Below are 22236 nucleotides of genomic sequence, written 5' to 3'. Positions count from 1 at the left end.
AAAGGATGGAATATGGTGGATTACGATCGTGAGGAAGAGCATACTGCTCCTGAACAGCCAAAGAGAAGCAAAAAAGGATATTTTCTTTCTAGTCTGATTGGCGTGATTGTCGGTGCCATATTAATGGCGTTTATCATGCCGTACCTTTCAAATGAGGGGTTAGATACGGGCGCTCTGGATCAGCGGCAGAACAATGGCCGGGAATCAATCCGGACGGTGAATGTCAGTGTCAATAATGCAGTCACCAAGATTGTCAGCAATGTCTCGCCGGCCGTTGTCGGTGTTGTGAACATCCAAAAAACAGATATTTGGGGAGAGAGCGGCGAGGCTGGGAGCGGCTCCGGCGTCATTTATAAGAAAAATGGCAACTCCGCTTATGTCGTGACCAACCATCATGTCATTGAGGGTGCTTCGCAAATTGAAATCAGCCTAAAAGACGGCTCACGTGTATCGGCTAAACTTGTCGGCAGCGACCAGCTGATGGACCTTGCCGTTTTACGTGTGAAAAGCGACAAGATAAAAGCCGTCGCAGACTTTGGAAATTCAGATAAAGTCAAATCCGGTGAGCCGGTTATCGCAATCGGAAACCCGTTAGGCCTAGAGTTTGCGGGCTCTGTCACACAGGGCGTCATCTCGGGTACGGAGAGGGCAATTCCGGTCGATTCGAACGACGATGGGCAGCCTGACTGGAACGCAGAGGTTCTCCAAACAGATGCGGCCATTAACCCTGGAAACAGCGGCGGCGCTTTGTTGAATTTGGACGGGAAAGTCATAGGCATTAATTCAATGAAAATTGCCGAGTCGGCGGTTGAAGGAATTGGCCTGTCCATTCCGTCTAAGCTTGTGATCCCTGTGATAGAGGATTTAGAGAAATACGGCAGAGTCAAACGCCCGTTCCTTGGCATTGAGATGAAATCGCTAAGCGACATTGCAAGCTACCATTGGGATGAAACATTGAAGCTTCCTAAGAATGTCACCAATGGAGCGGTTGTGATGGGCGTAGACGCCTTTTCACCTGCCGGAAAAGCAGGGCTGAAGGAACTGGATGTCATCACGGAGTTTGACGGGCACAAAGTAAATGATATTGTTGATCTGCGGAAACGGCTTTATCAGAAAAAAGTCGGTGACCGGGTGAAGGTGAAGTTTTACCGCGGCGGAAAAGAAAAATCCGCTACCATCAAGCTATCCTCCGCAGACCAGTTAGGAAGTTAACAAAAACAGTCTGGCACCGTTGCCAGACTGTTTTTTCATGCGAAAAAACTGAACGAGGGTTCTGCGCGTTCATGTTGGAATATGAAGAAAAACACAAGCTGAGTGTTACACGTGAAACAGCCGGCAAATTTGTATCGGACGCCTCGAATAGGCCGAGTACGCCTTTAACCCCCATAAACGGCTTTATAGAAGGTTAGCCGGAGTATGTATGAAGAATCAAAGAGAGCCGTTTTCAATTCGCTTATAAGGGAAATGGAGCCACAACTGAGTTTGCTTGAGGATTTGTGTGACCGGGATAAAATGAAACAGGCTACGAGAAAAATGTGGCGCCACCACCATCCCGCTCCTGAAAATATAGAATTTTGGGTTTGCCATTACAAAATCGATTATTAACAGCGACAATCAGACGGTTGAAGTGAAATCTGGCAGAGGAACTGTGTTTTTGATCAGGCTTCCTGCACCAGATTATTCGTCAGACGAGTGAAAAAATTTCTTCAGCCGATATTGAAGGCTTTGTCTGCTGATGCCAAGCTCCTGAGCGGCTTTTGAGATGTTATGGCTGTATTTTCTTAACACATTCTCAATCACATATTTTTCGAAACTCTCCATTTTTTCTTTTAAGTCCGTGGCTGGCTGGTGTCTTGGTGCTTCAGGCTCTGGGATGTCAGCCGGCTTGATTTTCATGCGATATTGGTAGGGCAGGTGGGAAACTGTCATCGTTTGCTCGTCCGTCATGAAATTCATGGCGCCTTCGATCGTATGTTCAAGCTCACGTATATTTCCCGGCCAGTCGTAGGATAGGAAAAATTGCTTCACGTCTTCGCTGATGTGTTCGACATTCATTTGAAACAGATGGTTATTTTTCTGGATAAACTCGGACGCGAGAAGCAAAATGTCTTCCTTTCGCTCCCGTAGCGGCGGGATGATCAGTGTCACGACGCTCAGCCTGTAATACAAGTCTTTCCGCATCCGTTCGCCCGCAATCGCATCAATCGGGTCTTCGTTCATCGTCGCAATAATCCGCACGTCAATCGGTGTATCTTTTGTCGAACCGATGCGCCTGATTTTCCGTTCTTGAAGGGCGCGCAGCAGCTTCGCCTGAAGGCTGAGATTCAGCGAGTTGATTTCATCTAACAGCAGTGTGCCGCCATGGGCTTGCTCGAACAGGCCTGGCTGGTCAACAGCGCCGGTAAACGCGCCTTTTTTCGTTCCGAACAAAATGCTTTCCACAAGGCTGTCTGGCAGCGCCGCGCAGTTTTGCGAGATGAACGGGCCGCCTGAGCGGTCGCTGCCATTATGAATACTTTGTGCGAACAGCTCTTTTCCTGTGCCCGTTTCGCCTGCGAGAAGGACAGACGATGACGTACGGGTTGCCCGCTTGGCGTTTTCGATGACATCTTGAATGATCGGGCTGGTGCCGAGAATGCTGTCAAACGTATAGGTTGTGCTGCCTTTTTTGTTCATATTTTCTCTGATCAGCCGTTCGAGCTTGGTCACATCATTGGCAATTTCAACCGCACCCCTGATTTTGCCGTTTTGGACGATGGGATATGTATGATTGACCGTCGTAATTTCCTGGCCTTTATTATTGAAGTAGCTCTGCTTCACATTTTTAATCGTTTTACCTTCCTGGAGGGCCTGTACCAGGGTGCTGTCCTGCTGTTTAGAAAACATAAACACATCCATCAGGTTTTTATTCAGGACGTCATGCTTCTCCATATCTTCAATCTGCATCATTTTATTGTTATAAACGATCGTGTTTCCATGCTCGTCTACCACGTGCAGGCCAACATCGATTTCGTCTAAAATGCTCTGAAAAACCAATGTGAGGAATTCGCTGTCCTTGATCACTGTATAAACCTCCTTCAATTATTTTCTTAATATTGCCTCTATTTTATAAAAGAAGGGAGAGGATATGCAAAAAAATTTTGCGCTCTCACTAAAATTCTTGCATGAAATATCAGAATATTTTTGCACATTGTCCTCGAAATTTGTAGAAAACACACGAAATCTTGATTTGGCACAGAACTTGCATTTATAAAAGGGAAAGCAGGATAACATGTTGAAACAGAATACAAGGGGGAATTTAAATATGCCAGCTTTATCGAAATCCGAAAAAATTATTGATCAGACGTCGCAATATGGAGCCAATAATTATCATCCGCTCCCGATTGTTATTTCTGAAGCACTGGGTGCTTGGGTAAAGGACCCGGAAGGCAATGAATATATGGATATGCTGAGTGCTTATTCTGCGGTAAACCAAGGTCACAGACACCCGAAAATCATTCAGGCATTGAAGAATCAGGCTGATAAAATCACCCTCACGTCACGTGCGTTTCACAACGATCAGCTTGGACCGTTTTACGAAAAAACAGCTAAGCTCACAGGCAAAGAGATGGTTCTGCCAATGAATACAGGTGCAGAAGCGGTGGAATCCGCGGTGAAAGCGGCAAGACGCTGGGCTTATGAAGTGAAGGGCGTAGCAGAAAACCAAGCGGAAATCATTGCATGTGTCGGGAATTTCCACGGACGGACGATGCTGGCAGTATCGCTTTCTTCTGAAGAGGAATATAAACGGGGGTTCGGCCCGATGCTGCCGGGAATCAAATTAATCCCATACGGAGATGCGGAAGCGCTTCGTCAGGCCATTACGCCGAACACAGCGGCATTCTTGTTTGAACCAATTCAAGGGGAAGCTGGTATTGTGATTCCGCCTGAAGGGTTTTTGCAGGAAGCGGCGGCCATTTGTAAGAAAGAGAATGTCCTGTTTATTGCGGATGAAATTCAGACGGGTCTTGGACGTACAGGCAAGACGTTCGCCTGTGACTGGGACGGCATTGTTCCGGATATGTATATTTTGGGCAAAGCGCTTGGCGGCGGTGTGTTCCCGATCTCATGCATTGCGGCGGACCGCGAGATCTTAGGTGTGTTTAACCCGGGATCACACGGCTCCACATTTGGCGGAAATCCGCTTGCGTGTGCAGTGTCTATCGCCTCATTGGAAGTGCTGGAGGATGAAAAGCTGGCGGATCGTTCTCTTGAGCTTGGTGAATACTTTAAAAGCGAGCTTGAGAGCATTGATAACCCTGTCATTAAAGAAGTCCGCGGCAGAGGGCTGTTTATCGGTGTGGAATTGACGGAAGCCGCGCGTCCGTATTGTGAGCGCTTGAAGGAAGAAGGGCTTTTATGCAAGGAAACGCATGATACAGTCATTCGTTTTGCACCGCCATTAATCATTTCCAAAAAGGATTTGGATTGGGCGATAGAGAAAATTAAGCAGGTGCTGCAAAACGCCTAAACCCCCACCATGGCGGGATATTCACTTTGTTTGTATAAATTTACAACAAAAAAATCAGCACTCCCTATTTGCTCAGCTACAGTATTTTAGTATAATGTATCTTTATGAGAAGAAATGAATTTTATATTAAATAGATAGAGACTCTTTGGACAGCAAACTGGGATACGCACCATGCAGATGTTCCAGCTTAGATCCAATACAAGTTGCTGAAGGGGTGCAGAATGTGAATACAAACCAAGATAACGAAAATCAGCTCCAGCGGACAATGAAATCACGTCATTTGTTTATGATTTCATTGGGCGGAGTGATCGGAACCGGTTTCTTCCTTGGAACCGGATTTACTATAAACCAAGCGGGACCGCTCGGAGCGGTTCTGTCTTATTTAGTGGGCGGCTTTATCATGTTTTTGACGATGCTCTGTTTAGGAGAGCTGGCAGTCGCCTTTCCTGTGTCGGGGTCCTTCCAGACCTATGCGACAAAATTTGTAAGTCCAGCCTTCGGGTTTGCGTTTGGCTGGCTGTACTGGCTTGGCTGGGCGGTTACATGCGCCATTGAATTTTTATCAGCAGGACAGCTGATGCAGCGCTGGTTTCCGCACGTAGACGTGTGGATTTGGTGTCTGGTATTTGCGGCACTGATGTTTATGCTAAATGCGCTCACCACAAAAGCCTTTGCAGAATCCGAATTCTGGTTTTCCGGCATTAAAATTTTGATTATCCTTTTATTTATTATTCTCGGCGGAGCCGCTATGTTTGGCCTGATTAACCTGAAAGGCGGAGAGCATGCGCCGTTTCTGACACATTTTTATGAAGATGGGTTATTTCCAAACGGTATAAAGGCAATGCTGATTACGATGATTACCGTGAACTTTGCGTTCCAGGGAACTGAGCTGATCGGGGTTGCAGCGGGAGAAAGTGAAGATCCTGAAAAAACGATTCCGCGGTCCATCAAACAAACGGTATGGAGAACGCTTGTCTTCTTTGTTCTTTCCATCATTGTCATTGCCGGCATGATCCCGTGGAAACAAGCGGGTGTCGTGAAAAGTCCGTTTGTTGCCGTATTTGAGCAAATTGGAATCCCGTATGCCGGAGATATCATGAACTTTGTCATTTTAATTGCGCTGTTATCCGTTGCGAATTCAGGCTTATACGCATCGACACGTATCCTGTACGCGATGGCAAAGGAAGGCCAGGCCTTCAAAGCACTCGGCAAAACCAATCAACGGGGTGTGCCGATGAACGCGTTAATCATAACGATGGCAGTCGCCTGCCTGTCGCTTCTATCAAAAGTGGCAGCGGAAGAAACCGTATATATGGTGCTGTTATCATTGGCGGGCATGAGCGCGCAGGTCGGCTGGATTACGATTTCGCTTTCCCAAATCATGTTCAGACGCAAATATATCCGTGAAGGCGGCAAGATAGAAGATTTGAAATTCAAAACACCTCTGTATCCGGTGCTTCCGGTTCTCGGCCTGACATTAAATACAGTGGTTCTCGTCAGCCTTGCGTTCGATCCGAAGCAGCGTATCGCGCTGTATTGCGGCATACCGTTTATGGTCATTTGCTACATTATTTATCATGTTGTCATTAAAAAACGCCAGCAGACAAATCGTCAGCTAGAGCTTTAAAAACGCTGTCCGCAAGTCATCTTTGTTATAACCCGCATAGGACATTATCTTATATGTTGAGGTGGAATCACAGATGGATAAAACGATTTCGGTTATTGGAATGCCAATGGATTTAGGACAAGCACGACGCGGAGTGGACATGGGACCGAGTGCCATCCGGTACGCCCATCTGATCGAGAGGCTGTCAGATATGGGGTATACGGTTGAAGATCTCGGTGACATTCCGATTAACCGCGAAAAGATCAACAATGACGAGGAACTGAAAAACCTGAATTCCGTTTTGTCAGGAAATGAAAAACTCGCTCAAAAGGTCAACAAAGTCATCGAAGAGAAAAAATTCCCGCTTGTTCTGGGCGGTGACCACAGTATTGCGATCGGCACGCTGGCAGGCACAGCGAAGCATTACGATAATCTCGGCGTCATCTGGTATGATGCGCATGGCGACTTGAATACACTTGAAACCTCGCCATCAGGCAATATCCACGGCATGCCGCTTGCCGTCAGCCTCGGCATTGGCCACGAGTCATTGGTGAACCTTGAAGGCTATGCGCCTAAAATCAAGCCGGAAAACGTCGTCATCATCGGCGCCCGGTCTCTTGATGAAGGGGAGCGCAAGTACATTAAGGAAAGCGGCATGAAGGTGTACACGATGCACGAAATCGACCGTCTCGGCATGACAAAAGTGATGGAAGAAACCCTTGATTATTTATCAGCATGTGACGGGGTCCATCTGAGCCTTGATTTAGACGGACTTGATCCGAACGACGCACCGGGTGTCGGAACTCCTGTCGTCGGCGGCATCAGCTACCGGGAGAGCCATCTGGCTATGGAAATGCTGTATGACGCAGGCATCATCACCTCAGCTGAATTCGTTGAGGTCAACCCGATCCTTGATCACAAAAACAAAACCGGAAAAACAGCCGTAGAGCTCGTGGAATCCCTGCTAGGGAAAAAATTGCTTTAATCAGAAAACCCCCGCGTCCCGCGGGGGTTTTTCCGTTTATCCAATCATTTTCTCAGCGACTTTCATATCCTGTGAATGGGCTTGATGGTCTGCAATAAACCACCCAGATAAAATCACCGCTGCAACGCCTGCGCCAATCAGAAATTTTTTCATTTAGATAACCTCCGTTCGTTTGATGAGTTCTTCAATTTGTAAGGCTTCATAAAAAAAGTGGGCCGCTTCTTTGTAAAGCTCATACTCCCTATACCTTTCGCCAGCCAAAATGGAAAGTTCTCTTACACTGTCATACTCTTTCTCGGACAACAAGTCATCCATATGTTGTTTGCATAAGTGAAACGTTTCCGCATGACCTCCTTTTGCATAAAGGGCATATAAAATGTCTATTTTAGCCTCGCATACTCTATTCGGCTTTGCAGTCAATTTTTCCTTCACTTCGTGGTAATAAGTGAGCGCCTGTTCTTTCTTGTTGACCTTAAACAGCTCTCGTATCAGCAAGTAGACAGAATGATAGTAATAGGCGGAGCGGGCGTAGTCTTCGTTCTGCAGGGCCGCTTCTAAAGTGGAGATCGCTTCTTCTGACTTGCCGCTTTGTGCATGGAGAAGTCCGAAGTTATGCAAAAGCTGGGCTTCAAAGAAATGATCCTCTAATTCTTTCGTGATCCGAATCGCTTCCTCCAAGTGCGTTTCGGCTTCTTCAAACTGGCCCATCTCGGTAAAATTGCCTGACATGGTGATCAGTGCCGAGGCCAGTTTCTTTTTATAATCGCTCTCTTCCCTGAACGTTTTGACCGCCAGCCGTGTATGATTGAGGGACACAATATTTTGTCCCAGCTTATAATAGAGCTTTCCGACCTTCAGGTGAAATTCGGCTTTCTCAATCGGATCGGGAATGTTGCTGAGATACTGCTCAGCCTCTTTATACAGCCCAATGGCAATGTCGTAATTATTGTTATAGGCTTCATACATGCCCTCAAACAGAAAAAAGTAATATTTCAGCAAGTCTGACGTAGCATTCATATGAGAAGGCTCCTCATGCTGAAAACCTTGTCCTCTCGCTTCGTGAAGCAAAACCTTGTGTCGCAGTTCCAATAAGGAGAAGTAAGCAAGAATCTCCTGGTCCTCTTCCATGTCACCCAATAAAGGCTTCACTTCTTCAAATAAACGGGCAGACTCTTCAGCTTCATGTTTCCTGATCGCAAGGTACCAATCGTTGAGCATGTTAGCGATTTCTGCGGGTGCAATTTTATTCATGTGAAACTCCCTTCTCTAGTGACTTATTAGTCTAAGTTGTTTATTCTGATAGTAACACCTCTTTCTATTTTATGTAAGATCCTCTAGTCAATATATAAAGGAGAGATGATATGACAATAATGCTGACTCCCATGCAAACAGAAGAATTCCGGTCTTATCTTACGTACACAGCCAAGCATTACGCGGAAGAAAAGGTAAAGGCGGGGACATGGCTGCCTGAAGATGCACCGCTTTTATCTAAGCAGACTTTTTCAAATCTGCTTCCGCAAGGGCTGGAAACACCCGACCATCATTTATGGAGCCTCACACTGAATGAAAAGGACATCGTGGGCTGGCTCTGGATTCATGCTGAACCGGAGCATCAGCAGCAGGAAGCGTTTATTTATGATTTCGGGTTATACGAACCATACCGCGGCAAAGGCTACGCAAAGCAGGCATTGGCGGCATTAGAACAAACGGCACGCAGCATGGGAATCCAGAAGATCTCCCTTCACGTCTTTGCCCATAATCAGACGGCGCGGAAGCTATATGAGCGAACCGGATTTCAAGAGACGGACGTGGTGATGAGCAAGAAGCTTTAGAAAAGGACCTGTAAGGTTTTTTTCTGTAAATGATTTCTAAAAATTCTGTAAATAACCTAGTTACTTTCCTCACTTTCCTAATATAATGTGGGTGAGGAAATCACCTTTCCTACATTTACAGGAAAAGAGGAGATGTCATGAAGTTGAAGAAAAAGGTGTCGATATTTATGGTAGCGCTTACAATTTGCGGCGGCCTGTTTGTTTCTCCCGTCAAAGCCGTAAAGACCACAAACGAAGCTGAAGAAATTGCCGCGCTGCAGCCAGGCACGACGCCGGAAGAAATCATGAAATCCGCCAGCCAGATTGCCAAACAGCAGCACGTAAAGCAAGACGTCATTTTAAAGCAGTTCTATAAGGAAATCACAGCTGATAAGGCGGAGGGAGACCGACTCGCTAAGGAAAACGGCATGTCCGTCATGGGCGGCTCGTCCGGCACGAAAAAACTCCCGACAAGCGCGAAAGGGAATATCTATTACACCAACTCCTACACAGCCTACTACAACCACGGCCATGTCGGCATGTACTCCGCCTCTGACAAAATTGTTGAATCTGTCCCAAGCGACGGCGTCAGACAGATCGCTTATAATGCCAGAGAGGTAGAAGACAACTCCCTTGTGCAGACAGTTAACGTTACTTCATCTCAAAAAACATCTGCTGCCGACTGGGCGGTATCAAAGGTCGGCGACCCTTACTCGTTTAACTTTGTTAATAACAGAAATACCGGCCATGACGGTGCCAAAAACTGTTCAAAGCTCCTGTGGTCCGCCTTTTTGCTGAAAGCCGGCATTGATATCGACAGCAACGGGGGATTAGGCGTGTATCCGCGCGACATCACCAGCTCATCCTATACAGCAACCATTATGACCATCAACTAAGGAGAAGGACATGAAGAAGCGGATGATCATCATCGTCATGCTGATTCTCGCAGGTATCGCGCTATTTATCTTCGTTTCTCCCACCCCAAGCCATAAAGCCGTAAGTCAGCAGGATCTCAGAGACCCTGATTTTCTCAATGACAAAGAAGTCCTGCTGTATTTCTCATCCTCTGCGGATCAAGATGCATTTGGCGGCGGGAAAAGCTGCGCCCTGTTTATCAGCCAGGACCGGTCGCTGTCTTCCTTTAAGATGAAGGGCCTTGAGCTGGGCTCAGCCAAGGTTCACGGCGACAGTGTGCTGCTGGAGGACAAAAACACGATTTACACAATCAAAAACGGCCTGCACTCTCATAAAAGAGCCTATCAGCACACAGGAGACAGCGCGGGCTTTCTGCAAAACACGGACGGCTTTTACACCTTATACAACTCAGGCTACGACAAAAGGGGAGACGGATATCGCTCAGAGCTGTACCGCCAGATGGATGGTGAGTGGAAAAAAGACGCCATCCCATACTATATCCGCGCCTCAGGTTTTCATGACGGCGCCATTTACGCACTTGTCCCGACAGCTGACGAAAAAGGCTATCAGCTCCTTCAAGTTCAAGCCGATCAGAAGAAGCTCACCTATCACAAAGTAACGGAATGGAAGCACCGAGAAGGGGCATCAGTCGAATCCCAGCTTGCTGTCGACGACAAAGCTGTGTATTTCATGGTTCGCGGCCAAAAAGCGGGCAATCTTTATCAAATGGTCAAAATCGACAAGAAAAGCGGCAAAACAGAGCTGCACGACGTCGCCGAATACAAAAACGACGAACAAACGATATACAGCTCCATGCCTTTCAGCTTTAAAAACAGCTTTTTCCCTTATCACGGGAATCTGTACTTCATTGACGGCTTCGGAAAGGTGTACAAAATTGATGCCAAGACAGGAAAAACAAGCATCGACTTCGCCCTTTCATCCGAAAAAATGAAAGCCGATTTCAAAGAAATTACCCAAAAAGGCAGCAGCCTCTATTTCTTCACATACACATACAACAAGCCTGCAACCATTGAACAGTACAGCCTGAAAACCGGAAAGAAAGTGAAGGAAAAAGAGATCGGGAAGGTAAAGGACGTCGTGACGCCGAAGAGTCATTTGAAGCTGTATGATTTTGAGGTGATGAAGGGGTTTTAAGCGACTATTATTGTCACATTATTTCTCAGGAAATATGAAAAAGAGACTTGCAAGAAGTCTCTTTTTCTGTTGCTTAATTTGATACATATCCTTGATAGAAAGCCGTCCAGCCGCCGTCATAACGTGGTTCAAAATTATACAGCTCCAATGTTCCTTTATAGCCGCCAATTGAATAGTTGTAATAGTCAGGAATATCGTTGTAATCAGAAAGCCCCCAGTAAGTCACTTTATAACCCGTGACATATTTGATATCCTGTGCTTTGACTTCCTGTGTAGAAAGTTCAGCCGCAGAAGCCGGACTAGCAAAAGTGCTCCCAACACCTAGTGTAATTCCCAAAGCTAATGTACCAATCACAATTTTTTTAAACATTTTCTTCCCTCCCATTTTTTTGAATCAAATATAAAATTCTACAAATTTCCTGAGATTTCCTACTATTTTAAATAAATTTTGTGTAAAATTTGTGAATTGTTGTAAAATAGACGTATGAATTGAATGGTGGGTAAAGGAGGAATTCGCATGCTTACGAAACGAGTCATTCTTCTGGCAGTTATCATCAGCCTGACTTCGGCGGCTACGATGTTTCTGTTAAACGGAGGGAAAGCAGATTGGCTGGACATCCTCGGAACCATTATCGGCTGCTTTCTTGGCGTATTTGTTGTCGTCAGGATGCAGAAAAAACAGTCGTGAAAAAAGGAAAGAGTCACGACGAACCGAAGTCATGTTCAAGGACACAAAGTCCAAACACATGAATGGGAGGAATGGCGTTGACTGGAAACGAAGCGGTTGTGTACAAAGGCAAAGGAACTGTGGCGGTGGAGGATATCGGGTATCCGGAGTTAATCTTGAGGGACGGGCCCGGCGTTCCGAAGGCGAATGTGAATCGAAAATGTGAGCATGGGGTTATTCTCAAAGTGATTACAACTAACATTTGCGGGAGCGACCAGCATATGGTCAGAGGCCGCACGACGGCGCCTGAAGGCTTGGTGCTCGGTCATGAAATCACCGGAGAGGTCATTGAAACGGGGCGTGATGTCGAATTTATTAAAAAAGGCGACATCGTATCCGTTCCATTCAATATTGCCTGCGGACGCTGTGTGATGTGCAGAACGCAGAAAACGCATGTGTGCCTGAATGTTAACCCGGACCGGCCGGGATCGGCTTACGGCTACGTCGATATGGGCGGCTGGGTCGGCGGCCAGTCGGAATATGTCATGGTTCCGTACGCTGATTTTCAGCTTTTGGTATTCCCTGATAAAGAACAGGCGTTAGAAAAGATTCTCGATTTGACGATGCTGTCCGATATTTTTCCGACCGGCTTTCACGGGGCGTACACAGCGGGCGTGCAAACAGGCTCAACCGTCTATATCGCGGGAGCGGGGCCTGTCGGATTAGCAGCCGCCCATTCCGCCCAGCTCCTCGGCGCCTCCACCGTGATCGTTGGCGATCTGAACGAAGACAGACTGGCACAGGCGAGAAGCTTTGGCTGTGAAACGGTCAACGTGCAAAAACACGACCGCCTCGGCGAGCAAATTGAACAAATACTAGGTGAACCGACCGTTGATGCCGCAGTGGATTGTGTTGGCTTTGAAGCCTCTGGGCATGGCAATCAAGGAGAAGCGCCAGCCGCCGTGCTGAACTCGATCATGGACGTCACCCAGGTCGGAGGAAGCCTCGGCATTCCGGGCTTATATGTAACCGAAGATCCCGGTGCAAAGGATGCGGACGCTAAAACAGGCTCACTAAAAATCCGATTCGGACTTGGCTGGGCCAAAGCCCACACCTTCGTCACCGGACAAACACCAGCCATGACATACAACCGCAATTTGATGAAAGCGATCCTGAGCGGCAGAGCGCAAATCGCAAAAGCCGTTAACGCCACCGTGATTTCTCTGAACGACGCGCCAAACGGCTACAGCGACTTCGACAAAGGCGCAGCCAAAAAATTCGTCATCGACCCGCATGGGACATTGAAGTAAAAGAAAAAGCCGGACGTTCCTTGGAACGCCGGCTTTATTGCTGATAATCTGTTTCTTCAAATCGATCTCCTGTTTCGTCTTGGACAATTAAATCCCCTTCGATTTTGTCCAGTCCAATCAAAATATAAGGGTTTTTCTCATTTGCTTTAGGAGCAGGTTTTCGCTTCACAGTTACAACCGTTTCTTTAGATGAGAATTTGACGTCTGACATCTCAAGCTGTTTGTCGTTCTCGCTGCTTCCGAGAGAAACGACGACCATTTTTTTGCCTTCTGAAATGGTGAAGACTTGATATCCTTTTACGTCATCATGCATTTGAAGATCATTTACGTACATTTTAATATCTGTCACTTCATCAAGTCGATCCTTCTCTAACACCCAATAAGACGGCTGACAACCAGCAAGCAGCAACATGATCACAAAAAGCCAAACCCATTTGAGCCGCAAAAGACAGACCTCCCCACACATCGTTTACATCCAAACTAACATACGAACGAAATAGAGTCATCAACAGCTTGTTTGTCGAATTGTGGATAAAACTCAGCCCGAAGCACTACTAACATGTGAATAAATAGGTTATATTGGGAGGAGAATATTTGCAAAATGCAAGAAACCATCGGAGGATTTGAACATGAAACAAACGTATTATTCCTGTGAAGAACACATCGAAACCGTGCTGGATATGTACATAGACGACCACGAGCTGCCGCCCGAAATCAGAAAACTCGAACATACTAACAGTTTATCCACAGCCTGTGAATTATGTGGGGAACCCGCAGTATATATAGTGGGGAACGAATGATCTTACACAAAATACAGAAAAGATATCCACAAATGTGGACAACATATATGAATAACTTGTTTCTAAAGTGGGGATGACCTGTGAATATCAATATTGTGACAATCGGAAAACTAAAAGAAAAATACCTCAAGCAAGGCATTGAAGAATACACAAAACGACTTTCAGCCTACGCAAAAATCGACATTATCGAACTCCCGGACGAAAAAGCGCCGGAAAACCTAAGCGACCAGGACATGAAAATCATAAAAGACAAAGAAGGCGACCGCATCCTATCAAAAATCAGCCCCGACGCCCACGTCATCGCCCTCGCCATCGAAGGAAAAATGAAAACATCCGAAGAACTAGCCGATACAATAGATAAGCTGGCTACATATGGAAAAAGCAAAGTCGCCTTCGTCATCGGCGGATCACTTGGATTGAGCGACGCGGTGATGAAGCGAGCGGATGAGAAGCTGTCGTTCTCAAAAATGACGTTTCCTCATCAGTTGATGCGACTCATACTGGTCGAGCAGGTTTATAGGGCTTTTCGGATTAATCGTGGGGAGCCTTATCATAAATAGAGGCAGTTCTGTAGTTTATTTTTATTTTCTTCTTATAAGAGCCAGTTCATTAATGTGGTTCTAGAGCGGAATATGAGGCCTTACTGTTATGAAGTAAGACCTAAAATATAAGGGTAGTTTTTACAATTCAATCATCGTGTTCTAATTACGCTGTTTTTCGATAAAGATGTATTTCCACGTCTAACATGCGGAGATAAACAGTACAGACACTCAGAATTTAACATGGCTACACGTTTACTCATCGAGTCTTATCACGTTTTTCTCCAGCTTTAACCTTATAAACTGTTGATGACGTAAAATAAAATTATTGAAAATTGGTGTTCTTCATAGAAAAAATCCATTCCCTTATTGATCAAATAACTCATAGAACGCAAGTCCACGATTCGTTTTTGCAGGCTCGTCTAAATAAAGTTATTTTCCAACTTTGAGGTGACATTTGTTTCATCAGCTATATCCCTTCAATTCAAATACTAACAAAAATGTTAGGTTACAAAGATGGAGAAATAATCATCGTAAATGTGTTTACCAGTCAAAAAGCGGTTGAGTATATATTACTGATTCTTTATTACTAAAGTTGATCGTTTACAATAGATAGATCAAGAGCTATACTTGGTACTATATGGAGGAAAAGTGAGGATGAAAGATTTGGAAATAAATTTTTTTGAAAAACCGTCTGAAATGTATAATGAGTTAATGAGTAATTCTGAAACTATCATTGATAGGATAAATGTAATTGTGAGCGATAATTTGTCTAATATCTTAGATACCCATTGGGAAAATCTATTATACAAGAGATTCATAGACAGAAAAATTCTTGATGTAGTGGTGGATAAAGAGTTATCTGACGACTCTAATTATTCAAGGTGTGGGATTTTAGCAATTAACCATTTTGATCAGAAGAAAATAAAAGGTGTAAAAAATGATGCACTGAGAAAAGCAAAAGGATCAGCAGCATTACTGGCATTTGATACAAAATGGTTGAGAGACCGAAGAAAAGTTGAATTAGAGCAAGTTAACCAGAGTGTGTTTGTTGATGGGGAAATCAAGCAAAAATACGGGTTTGTTAAAAACAATGCGAAGAAGTTGATTGTAGTTTTTCAGAGTTCGTGGGCTAATATAAATCTAATACATGATAATGAGGGAAAAGTTACTCATGATTTGCTGAATGATGTTTTTAAATATAAAAAATACCAATTTTTTCAGTTTGCGAAAAGAAACAAAGAGTATGACTTTGTATTTTTGGAAGATGAGTTTAACTATATTTATGGTTGGTTCACAACCAATTATGGGACTATGATTGTAGAAAATATTCAACGATTCATGAAAGAATTATCCAAGGAATATCAAGAAACCCATTTTGTTGGTGCTTCAAAAGGCGGTTATGGAGCGTACCATATTGGAAAGGATTTGGAATTTGTAGATTCAATCAATTTGATTGCGCCAATTATGGATGTGGAATCTTATGCGAAACGTGTAAATAATCAAATGATGTTAAAAGAAATATCATCTAACGATGATAATTTACTATTAGAAATAATAGAGCGCCAAAAAGTGAGACCCATAAAGCCAGAGAGAATTCATCTTTCCACAGGAAAATCAGATTATAACTATAAACATATTATGGATTTAACAAATGAGTTTCCAGAAATACAAGTGACTGAAACAAAAGAAGAATATGATCACAATGACATTATTCTTCATACTTACAAAGAGGTTTTGAAAAAAACATTGAATCTAGAATAGTAAAAAGTCATTTAAATTTAAGTTGTGTTTTAAATTGAGCTAATGACTATTGACTCCTACTCCAATTAACAGAGTTTCTACATAGGCTTAATTTAAAAAGGTATAACCCTCCATATTAAGGGTTATACCTTTTTGTTGTATAATTATTTTTTACTAAAACTTAACGAATTAGATGATTACTCCTTTGTTTATGACACTATTAAGGAAAAAGATTGTCGTGGCAATGATCGAAACGTTTTTTTATTTGCTCAATCGAACTTTGATAACAAGAGAAGCAAATATTGTTTATTTTGTTTTAAAGTCCCCCTTAAACATGACTTTGAATAGGTCAGTTATAAATCTAAGGTTGAATTATCATCTAAAGCCAACGAGGTAACAGGCATATGGGTAAACATCAGAAGGGAGTGTATCGTCACCCCTAATGCAGAAATGAGCTCTACTATCAAAATATATGTTCTTTACCGGCTCCCATTCTTATTTTTCATGTTTATAGATTTCGTCATGGTAACCTTCTTCAAGGAATAGTTCGATGGTGGATTTTTACAATTTATGGTAATGCAAAATAACAACTTTCTATACTTGTATTGGAGTATTTTCTTGTTTTGAACGAGCAACTAATCAGACTTGTTGGGTAATTCAAGATTAATACTAAATGGTATTGAACAACTGCAGAAAAGAGCCCAGAGAATATAATCTCTGAACCCCACATCCCTCACTTCATATACCGATACTCCCGCAAACTCTCCAAAATCGCAACTTCCTGCAACAGTTCCTCACCCACATTCGTTTCCTTCACTTTCTTCCGCTCAAGCTCTTTGTCCACTAATCGTTTCACTGTTAAGACATCGGTGCCGGTGCTTAGAACTTCTGCCTTGGAGTTAAAGTGTTTATGGGCGACGAGCTGCATGCCGTAGGAGTTGTATAGCAGCGTGTAGCCGGCGATGCCTGTTGTGGATTGGTAGGCTTTGGAGAAGCCGCCGTCGATGACGATCATTTTCCCGTTTGCTTTGATTGGGTCTTCTCCTTCGATTTCTTTTACTGGCGTATGGCCGTTGATGATATGGCCGTGATCTGGATTGAGGCCGAATTCTGCCAGGATGTTTCGGCAGGTTGCCTCGTCTTCGCGTAAATAGTAATACGGGTTTTTCTTCTCTTTATGCGTTTCCTTTTCTTTGATGAAATAACGCTCAAATGTCGTCATGGCGCGTTTTCCGAAGAGGGAGGAGTGCTCGCCTGTCCATAAATACCAGGTCATATCTGTCGCCAGATCGTCGGTTTCTTCCGGGTGGGCAAATGCTTCCCGTAAGAACCGTTCAAACACATCGAGCAGCTCACGGCCCGCATACGGTTTATCCTCAATCATCATCGTTTCCATATTGCCGTTTTCATCGACAGGAATACAGCCGTGAATCAACAGGTTTCCGTTGTATTTTAAATAAAGGCTGCCTTTTTTCATCATAAAATTCATATGGCGGCCCAGCTTTTCGGAATGCTGGACAGAGAATAGCAGTTTGTCTATGACTTCTGCTTCTTCTTCTAATAGCTGATCTGGCTGTTCCGGATTCACCGTCGCAAAGCAGGTGTTTTCCAGTTGATATGTTTTTCCGTTCAGCGTGATTTCGTTTTTGTCATAATCTATTTTCTCGAGTAACAGACGTTCCTCCATATTAAAGTTCGGCCGTCTTTTGATAATCGGGCTCTCAAGCTTGAATTGGATCATCGCAATCGCTTGATGGATTTTTGTGATTTGCTTAATCTCATGCTCTGGTCTGTTGTCGTTTGCTTTTGGACGGAACGCTGGATTATCATCGTAATATTTTTCGGCCAGGTTCAGCAGCGGTCTCAGGTTGATGCCGTATACGTCTTCAATAATGTCCAGATTGTCATAGCGGGCACAGATACGGATAATATTGGCCAGACATACTTTGGAACCGGAATAGGCGCCGATCCAAAGGACATCGTGATTTCCCCATTGAATATCGACAGAATGATAGTTGATCAGTTCTTCCATAATCCTATCCGGCTGCGGGCCGCGGTCGTAAATATCGCCGACAACATGCAGATGGTCGACCACTAGCCGCTGAACGCTGTAAGCAAGGCCGGTGATCAGCTTATCGGCTTGGCCAAGCTCAATGATCTGATCAATGATTTCGGAGTAATATTGCTCCTTGTTGCCAGCTTGTTCTGTTTTGTATAGCAGCTCCTCCGTAATATAAGCAAACTGGGCAGGCAGTGCTTTGCGCAGTTTGGAGCGGGTATACTTGGAGGAGCAATAAGAAACGAGCTTAATCATTCGGTTAATCGTTTCTTTATACCACTCGTTTAATGCTTCTTTCGCATCAAAGTCATGTTTGATTAACTTCAGCTTGTCTTCCGGATAATAGACCAATGCCGCTAATTCATCAATTTCTCTATCGTAAATAACGCCGCTGAAGATGTCGCGTATCTTCTCCTTGACTCGTCCTGACCCATTGCGCAGCACGTGCTGGAAGGCCTGATACTCCCCATGCAAATCACTGACAAAATGCTCGGTGCCTTTTGGCAGGTTCAGTATCGCTTTCAAATTGATGATTTCCGTTACCACTTTTTCTTCACAATCGTATTTTTGTGCGAGTAGATCTAAGTACTTGCTTTCCAAAATCGTCCATCCCCTTTTTAGAATAAACCCCTATTTATGAGCATGTGCATGATAAGGTGAATTTAAAAGTATGGCATTATTTTTAAACATTGGACCTTTATATGATAGTACCTCATAATTGCTTTTTGTGACAATTGAAATGAGGGAAAGAGATGCCGAAATGAGTGTGTTTAAAATAGGTGAATAAATGAAACACAAAAAACCAGATTTCAATATAAATCTGGTTTCCTATAGCCATTCGAGGTAAACTATTGTTCTTTTTCTTTCACCATCTTTATAAAGAGAAAAAAGATAATGAATACAATAAAGTAGTTCATTGGATTCTTAACGATGCTCATCTCCAGTGAAATCTGTAAGAGTATCCAGAGCGCAAAGATCGCTAGTATGGCAGGAATGATGATTTTGTACATGTCGGCCGCCTTCCATAATTAATGTTAGAAGAGTTCTATATTAGAAGCAAGATGCAGCAGCGCCTGTCATTGGCAATGCCGGGTATTGTGACTGTTCCTACGGTAGCTCCTGCAAAACCCAGTGTACCTACACCAGTCAGAGTTTTGGTTTACTGCTTTGATCAAAGCACCATGATCAATTCTTTTGTATCGTAGTGTAACAAGATCACCATTTTTGTCAATTGAGCTTTTGGGTAGAATTTGCTCTTTCTGGTTACATGATCTTTTAGAGTTGCATTTCCATCTATCAATATGAACATCTGCATGCTCGAACGTCATCATCAGCTCACTATTGTTGAGGTTTTCGACTTTGTATGCAGCTTGGGATTCTGCAGCATTAGAGGTGAAACTGGGAGGGCTAAGGCACCTGCTAGCTTTGGTTGCCATACTAACAGAAACGTTTCGCCTGTTAAACCCTTATATTAAGAAATGACTGAAATTTCATCATATCGAACTTTCTATATTTACATTTTCAATTGATGAGACTTATCATTCTAGTACATCACTAATAGCTTTCTGCTTACGAATACTACTTTTTTACTGAAGGATTAGTAAAAGAAAAAGGATTACTCATGTAAAATAGTTCACAACAAATGCATGATCTATGTTGTTCGAGACAATGAAGGAAACGGATTGATGAAGTATATTGATTAGTATAAAAACGTCATTCAAACGAGGGCGAGGAACTATAAATATTGGCTCGAATCGTGTGCTTTTATCAGAGTTAATAAAAGAAAAAGCCGCAATGCTGCCAATCTGGCAATATTGCGGCTTTCTTTTATTAGTTGCGGATAAGGTAATCAAACGCGCCGAGAGCGGCGGTTGCACCTGATCCCATTGAAATAATGATTTGGTTGTACGCACTGTCTGTACAGTCGCCGGCAGCGAATAAGCCTGGAACGCTTGTTGCGCCGTGTTTGTCGACGATGATTTCGCCGATGCGGTTGCGTTCAACCGTTTCGTCTAACCATTCTGTGTTTGGCACGAGACCGATTTGGACGAATACACCTTGGAGTTCAACGTGTTTTTCTTCGCCTGTTTCGCGGTCTACGTATGTGATGCCGTTTACGCTCTGGTCGCCTGTGATTTCTTTTGTTTGTGCATTTTTGTGCACAGTGACGTTTGGCAGGCTGTAAAGACGTTTTTGCAGCACTTCGTCTGCTTTCAGCTCCGCCGCGAACTCGAGCACAGTAACGTGATTGACAATACCTGCAAGGTCAATTGCTGCTTCGATTCCAGAGTTTCCGCCGCCGATAACCGCTACGTCTTTGCCTTCAAACAATGGCCCATCACAGTGCGGGCAGTATGCGACACCTTTGTTTTTGAACTCTTGTTCACCAGGTACGTTGACATTGCGCCAGCGGGCACCCGTTGAAAGGATCACTGTTTTACTTTTCAGGACAGCGCCGTTTTCAAGTTCAAGCTCGAAAAGGTCTTTCTTCTCAAGGCGTTTTGCGCGCTGAAGGTTCATGATATCAATATCATATTCCTTTACGTGCTCTTCAAGGCTTGCAGCAAGCTTTGGCCCTTCAGTCGCTTTGACGCTGATGAAGTTTTCGATGCTCATGGTGTCGAGAACCTGTCCGCCGAAGCGTTCAGCGACTACACCAGTGCGGATGCCTTTACGCGCAGTGTAGATTGCTGCACTTGCGCCAGCAGGTCCGCCTCCGACAACAAGAACGTCAAACGGCTCTTTGTCAGCAAACTCAGATGCGTCTGCACCGCTGCCCATTTTTGCTAGAATTTCTTCAAGCGTCATCCGGCCGCTGCCAAAGGATTCCCCATTCAGGTAAACTGTCGGCACCGCCATGATGTTTTTGCTTTCAACTTCTGATTTGTATGCCGCACCGTCAATCATCGTGTGCGTAATGTTCGGGTTCAGCACGCTCATCATGTTTAAAGCTTGTACAACGTCAGGACAGTTGTGGCATGTCAGGCTGATATAAGATTCAAAGTGGTATTCACCGCTGATCTTCTTCACCTGATCAATGACTTTTTGGTCTACCTTAGGCGGTCTGCCGCTCACTTGGAGCAATGCCAAAACTAATGATGTAAATTCGTGGCCCAGAGGGATACCGGCGAATGTAACGCCAGTGTCTTCTCCGACACGATTGACACTGAAGCTTGGCGTTCTGTTTAATTCAGCTTTTTCAACTGAAATTTTAGATGACATGGAAGCCAGCTCATCAACGAGAGCCAGCATGTCCTTAGAAGTGTCATCTTCGCCTGCGCTAACTTTGAGAACAATGTCATTCTCAATTAGCTGCATGTATTGATTTAATTGTGCTTTGATATTTGCATCAAGTCCCAATGGAATGCACTCCTTAGATTTTACCTACTAGATCAAGGCTAGGTGTAAGCGTTTCGCCGCCTTCTTCCCATTTCGCCGGGCAAACTTCACCTGGGTTTTGACGGACGTATTGTGCTGCTTTTACTTTGCTGATTAGGTTGCTTGCGTCACGGCCGATACCGCCTGCATTGATTTCAACAGTTTGGATGACGCCGTCTGGATCGATGATGAATGTTCCGCGGTCAGCAAGACCAGATTCTTCGTCAAGAACATCGAAGTTGCGAGAGATCGTTTGAGATGGGTCACCGATCATTGCGTAAGTGATTTTGCCGATTTTTTCAGAGCTGTCATGCCAGCCTTTGTGTACGAAGTGAGTATCTGTAGAAACAGAGTATACTTCAACACCTAATTCTTTAAGTGCAGCGTATTGGTTTTGAAGATCTTCAAGCTCAGTTGGGCATACGAAAGAGAAATCCGCTGGGTAGAAGCAGAATACGCTCCATTGGCCTTTCAAATCTTCGTTTGTTACATCGATGAATTCACCGTTTTTGAATGCTTTTGCTTCGAATGGAAGTACTTCTTTACCGATTAAAGACATAATGTATATTCCTCCTAAAAATGTATTAGAAAGCATATGCGCTTTCAATAATAATTCTAATTATATACCAATTATTAATTAATATATATTTTTTGTCAAGCCAAAACCCCGCTAATACATGACTTTTTTTCATTTTGTATAGGGTGTGACAGGAAGGATTTTGGCATTTCTGTGATGGCAGCTGAGAATGTAAAAAGGG

The 22236-nt window shown here is 44.1% G+C and carries 21 protein-coding genes and 1 pseudogene; 12 read left to right on the top strand and 10 right to left on the bottom strand.

The window, feature by feature from the left end; genetic code table 11:
• Positions 1-12 precede the first annotated feature (12 nt).
• Positions 13-1212, top strand: a complete 1200-nt coding sequence (gene htrC, locus G4P54_RS20700) for a serine protease HtrC (RefSeq protein ID WP_167873750.1) — start codon at positions 13-15, stop codon at positions 1210-1212.
• Positions 1213-1677: 465 nt separating this feature from the next.
• Here htrC and rocR read toward each other — a convergent pair whose 3' ends face one another.
• Complete coding sequence (rocR, locus tag G4P54_RS20690; RefSeq protein ID WP_167873749.1) at positions 1678-3063, bottom strand: arginine utilization regulatory protein RocR; 1386 nt, start codon at positions 3061-3063, stop codon at positions 1678-1680.
• 241 nt (positions 3064-3304) lie between these two features.
• On the opposite strand from rocR, the gene rocD reads away from it, so the two are divergent.
• The 3 genes from rocD (at position 3305) to rocF (ending at position 7101) form a co-directional block, all read left to right on the top strand.
• A complete protein-coding gene (gene rocD / locus G4P54_RS20685) occupies positions 3305-4510 on the top strand; it encodes an ornithine aminotransferase (protein ID WP_167873748.1) in 1206 nt (401 codons plus the stop codon).
• Between the two features lie 223 nt (positions 4511-4733).
• A complete protein-coding gene (locus G4P54_RS20680) occupies positions 4734-6137 on the top strand; it encodes an amino acid permease (RefSeq protein WP_167873747.1) in 1404 nt (467 codons plus the stop codon).
• 73 nt (positions 6138-6210) lie between these two features.
• The gene (gene rocF, locus G4P54_RS20675) at positions 6211-7101 is read left to right on the top strand and encodes an arginase (RefSeq protein WP_167873746.1); all 891 of its coding nucleotides are present in this window, start codon (positions 6211-6213) and stop codon (positions 7099-7101) included.
• 36 nt (positions 7102-7137) lie between these two features.
• Here the strand turns inward: rocF and G4P54_RS20670 are convergent, their stop codons facing one another.
• Entirely contained in the window at positions 7138-7254 is a 117-nt protein-coding gene (locus tag G4P54_RS20670; RefSeq protein ID WP_024713324.1) for a Phr family secreted Rap phosphatase inhibitor, read from the bottom strand.
• The gene (rapG, locus tag G4P54_RS20665) at positions 7255-8352 is read right to left on the bottom strand and encodes a response regulator aspartate phosphatase RapG (RefSeq protein ID WP_167873745.1); all 1098 of its coding nucleotides are present in this window, start codon (positions 8350-8352) and stop codon (positions 7255-7257) included.
• Between the two features lie 110 nt (positions 8353-8462).
• Between rapG and G4P54_RS20660 the strand changes: the two genes are divergently transcribed.
• The 3 genes from G4P54_RS20660 (at position 8463) to G4P54_RS20650 (ending at position 10982) form a co-directional block, all read left to right on the top strand.
• Positions 8463-8933, top strand: a complete 471-nt coding sequence (locus tag G4P54_RS20660) for a GNAT family N-acetyltransferase (RefSeq protein WP_167873744.1) — start codon at positions 8463-8465, stop codon at positions 8931-8933.
• Between the two features lie 137 nt (positions 8934-9070).
• Positions 9071-9808: a YiiX/YebB-like N1pC/P60 family cysteine hydrolase gene (locus G4P54_RS20655; protein WP_167873743.1), complete on the top strand. Its 738-nt coding sequence runs from the start codon at positions 9071-9073 to the stop codon at positions 9806-9808.
• Positions 9809-9818: 10 nt separating this feature from the next.
• A complete protein-coding gene (locus tag G4P54_RS20650) occupies positions 9819-10982 on the top strand; it encodes a YycP family beta-propeller protein (RefSeq protein WP_167873742.1) in 1164 nt (387 codons plus the stop codon).
• A gap of 73 nt (positions 10983-11055) precedes the next feature.
• On the opposite strand, the gene G4P54_RS20645 is transcribed toward G4P54_RS20650, so the two are convergent.
• Complete coding sequence (locus G4P54_RS20645) at positions 11056-11352, bottom strand: hypothetical protein (protein WP_167873741.1); 297 nt, start codon at positions 11350-11352, stop codon at positions 11056-11058.
• Positions 11353-11499: 147 nt separating this feature from the next.
• Here G4P54_RS20645 and G4P54_RS20640 point away from each other — a divergent pair, with 147 nt between their 5' ends.
• Both G4P54_RS20640 and fdhA read left to right on the top strand, forming a co-directional pair.
• Positions 11500-11670: a hypothetical protein gene (locus G4P54_RS20640; protein WP_167873740.1), complete on the top strand. Its 171-nt coding sequence runs from the start codon at positions 11500-11502 to the stop codon at positions 11668-11670.
• A 62-nt stretch (positions 11671-11732) separates the two neighbouring features.
• Positions 11733-12959: a formaldehyde dehydrogenase, glutathione-independent gene (gene fdhA, locus G4P54_RS20635; protein ID WP_167873739.1), complete on the top strand. Its 1227-nt coding sequence runs from the start codon at positions 11733-11735 to the stop codon at positions 12957-12959.
• 34 nt (positions 12960-12993) lie between these two features.
• On the opposite strand, the gene G4P54_RS20630 is transcribed toward fdhA, so the two are convergent.
• A complete protein-coding gene (locus G4P54_RS20630) occupies positions 12994-13404 on the bottom strand; it encodes a hypothetical protein (RefSeq protein ID WP_167873738.1) in 411 nt (136 codons plus the stop codon).
• A 184-nt stretch (positions 13405-13588) separates the two neighbouring features.
• Between G4P54_RS20630 and G4P54_RS20625 the strand changes: the two genes are divergently transcribed.
• From G4P54_RS20625 to G4P54_RS20615, 3 genes are all read left to right on the top strand, one after another.
• The gene (locus G4P54_RS20625) at positions 13589-13759 is read left to right on the top strand and encodes a CxxH/CxxC protein (protein WP_081719750.1); all 171 of its coding nucleotides are present in this window, start codon (positions 13589-13591) and stop codon (positions 13757-13759) included.
• Between the two features lie 80 nt (positions 13760-13839).
• Positions 13840-14319, top strand: coding sequence for a 23S rRNA (pseudouridine(1915)-N(3))-methyltransferase RlmH (rlmH, locus tag G4P54_RS20620; RefSeq protein WP_167873737.1), 480 nt, complete (start codon positions 13840-13842; stop codon positions 14317-14319).
• A gap of 636 nt (positions 14320-14955) precedes the next feature.
• Complete coding sequence (locus G4P54_RS20615; protein WP_167873736.1) at positions 14956-16062, top strand: hypothetical protein; 1107 nt, start codon at positions 14956-14958, stop codon at positions 16060-16062.
• A gap of 712 nt (positions 16063-16774) precedes the next feature.
• Here the strand turns inward: G4P54_RS20615 and fbp are convergent.
• From fbp to ahpC, 5 genes and pseudogenes are all read right to left on the bottom strand, one after another.
• Positions 16775-18700, bottom strand: a complete 1926-nt coding sequence (gene fbp, locus G4P54_RS20610) for a fructose-1,6-bisphosphatase (protein ID WP_167873735.1) — start codon at positions 18698-18700, stop codon at positions 16775-16777.
• Between the two features lie 248 nt (positions 18701-18948).
• Positions 18949-19110, bottom strand: coding sequence for a hypothetical protein (locus G4P54_RS20605; protein WP_167873734.1), 162 nt, complete (start codon positions 19108-19110; stop codon positions 18949-18951).
• A 40-nt stretch (positions 19111-19150) separates the two neighbouring features.
• Positions 19151-19544: pseudogene (locus G4P54_RS21745) on the bottom strand (Pathogenicity island protein).
• A 386-nt stretch (positions 19545-19930) separates the two neighbouring features.
• Entirely contained in the window at positions 19931-21460 is a 1530-nt protein-coding gene (gene ahpF, locus G4P54_RS20600; protein ID WP_024713306.1) for an alkyl hydroperoxide reductase subunit F, read from the bottom strand.
• Between the two features lie 13 nt (positions 21461-21473).
• Complete coding sequence (gene ahpC, locus G4P54_RS20595) at positions 21474-22037, bottom strand: alkyl hydroperoxide reductase subunit C (protein ID WP_024713305.1); 564 nt, start codon at positions 22035-22037, stop codon at positions 21474-21476.
• Positions 22038-22236 lie beyond the last annotated feature (199 nt).

Origin of the sequence: Bacillus tequilensis (assembly GCF_012225885.1) — a bacterium.
Classification (GTDB): domain Bacteria; phylum Bacillota; class Bacilli; order Bacillales; family Bacillaceae; genus Bacillus; species Bacillus tequilensis.
This window is presented reverse-complemented; position numbering and strand designations above follow the sequence as displayed.

Bases quoted from the DNA above. Each gene is read 5' to 3' on its own strand.
- G4P54_RS20640 (WP_167873740.1), top strand. From the start codon at position 11,500: ATGCTTACGAAACGAGTCATTCTTCTGGCAGTTATCATCAGCCTGACT.
- rocF (WP_167873746.1), top strand. From the start codon at position 6,211: ATGGATAAAACGATTTCGGTTATTGGAATGCCAATGGATTTAGGACAA.
- rocD (WP_167873748.1), top strand. From the start codon at position 3,305: ATGCCAGCTTTATCGAAATCCGAAAAAATTATTGATCAGACGTCGCAA.
- G4P54_RS20655 (WP_167873743.1), top strand. From the start codon at position 9,071: ATGAAGTTGAAGAAAAAGGTGTCGATATTTATGGTAGCGCTTACAATT.
- ahpC (WP_024713305.1), bottom strand. From the start codon at position 22,037: ATGTCTTTAATCGGTAAAGAAGTACTTCCATTCGAAGCAAAAGCATTC.
- G4P54_RS20670 (WP_024713324.1), bottom strand. From the start codon at position 7,254: ATGAAAAAATTTCTGATTGGCGCAGGCGTTGCAGCGGTGATTTTATCT.
- G4P54_RS20615 (WP_167873736.1), top strand. From the start codon at position 14,956: ATGAAAGATTTGGAAATAAATTTTTTTGAAAAACCGTCTGAAATGTAT.
- htrC (WP_167873750.1), top strand. From the start codon at position 13: ATGGTGGATTACGATCGTGAGGAAGAGCATACTGCTCCTGAACAGCCA.
- G4P54_RS20605 (WP_167873734.1), bottom strand. From the start codon at position 19,110: ATGTACAAAATCATCATTCCTGCCATACTAGCGATCTTTGCGCTCTGG.
- G4P54_RS20645 (WP_167873741.1), bottom strand. From the start codon at position 11,352: ATGTTTAAAAAAATTGTGATTGGTACATTAGCTTTGGGAATTACACTA.
- fdhA (WP_167873739.1), top strand. From the start codon at position 11,733: ATGGGAGGAATGGCGTTGACTGGAAACGAAGCGGTTGTGTACAAAGGC.
- G4P54_RS20660 (WP_167873744.1), top strand. From the start codon at position 8,463: ATGACAATAATGCTGACTCCCATGCAAACAGAAGAATTCCGGTCTTAT.
- rapG (WP_167873745.1), bottom strand. From the start codon at position 8,352: ATGAATAAAATTGCACCCGCAGAAATCGCTAACATGCTCAACGATTGG.
- G4P54_RS20650 (WP_167873742.1), top strand. From the start codon at position 9,819: ATGAAGAAGCGGATGATCATCATCGTCATGCTGATTCTCGCAGGTATC.
- G4P54_RS20625 (WP_081719750.1), top strand. From the start codon at position 13,589: ATGAAACAAACGTATTATTCCTGTGAAGAACACATCGAAACCGTGCTG.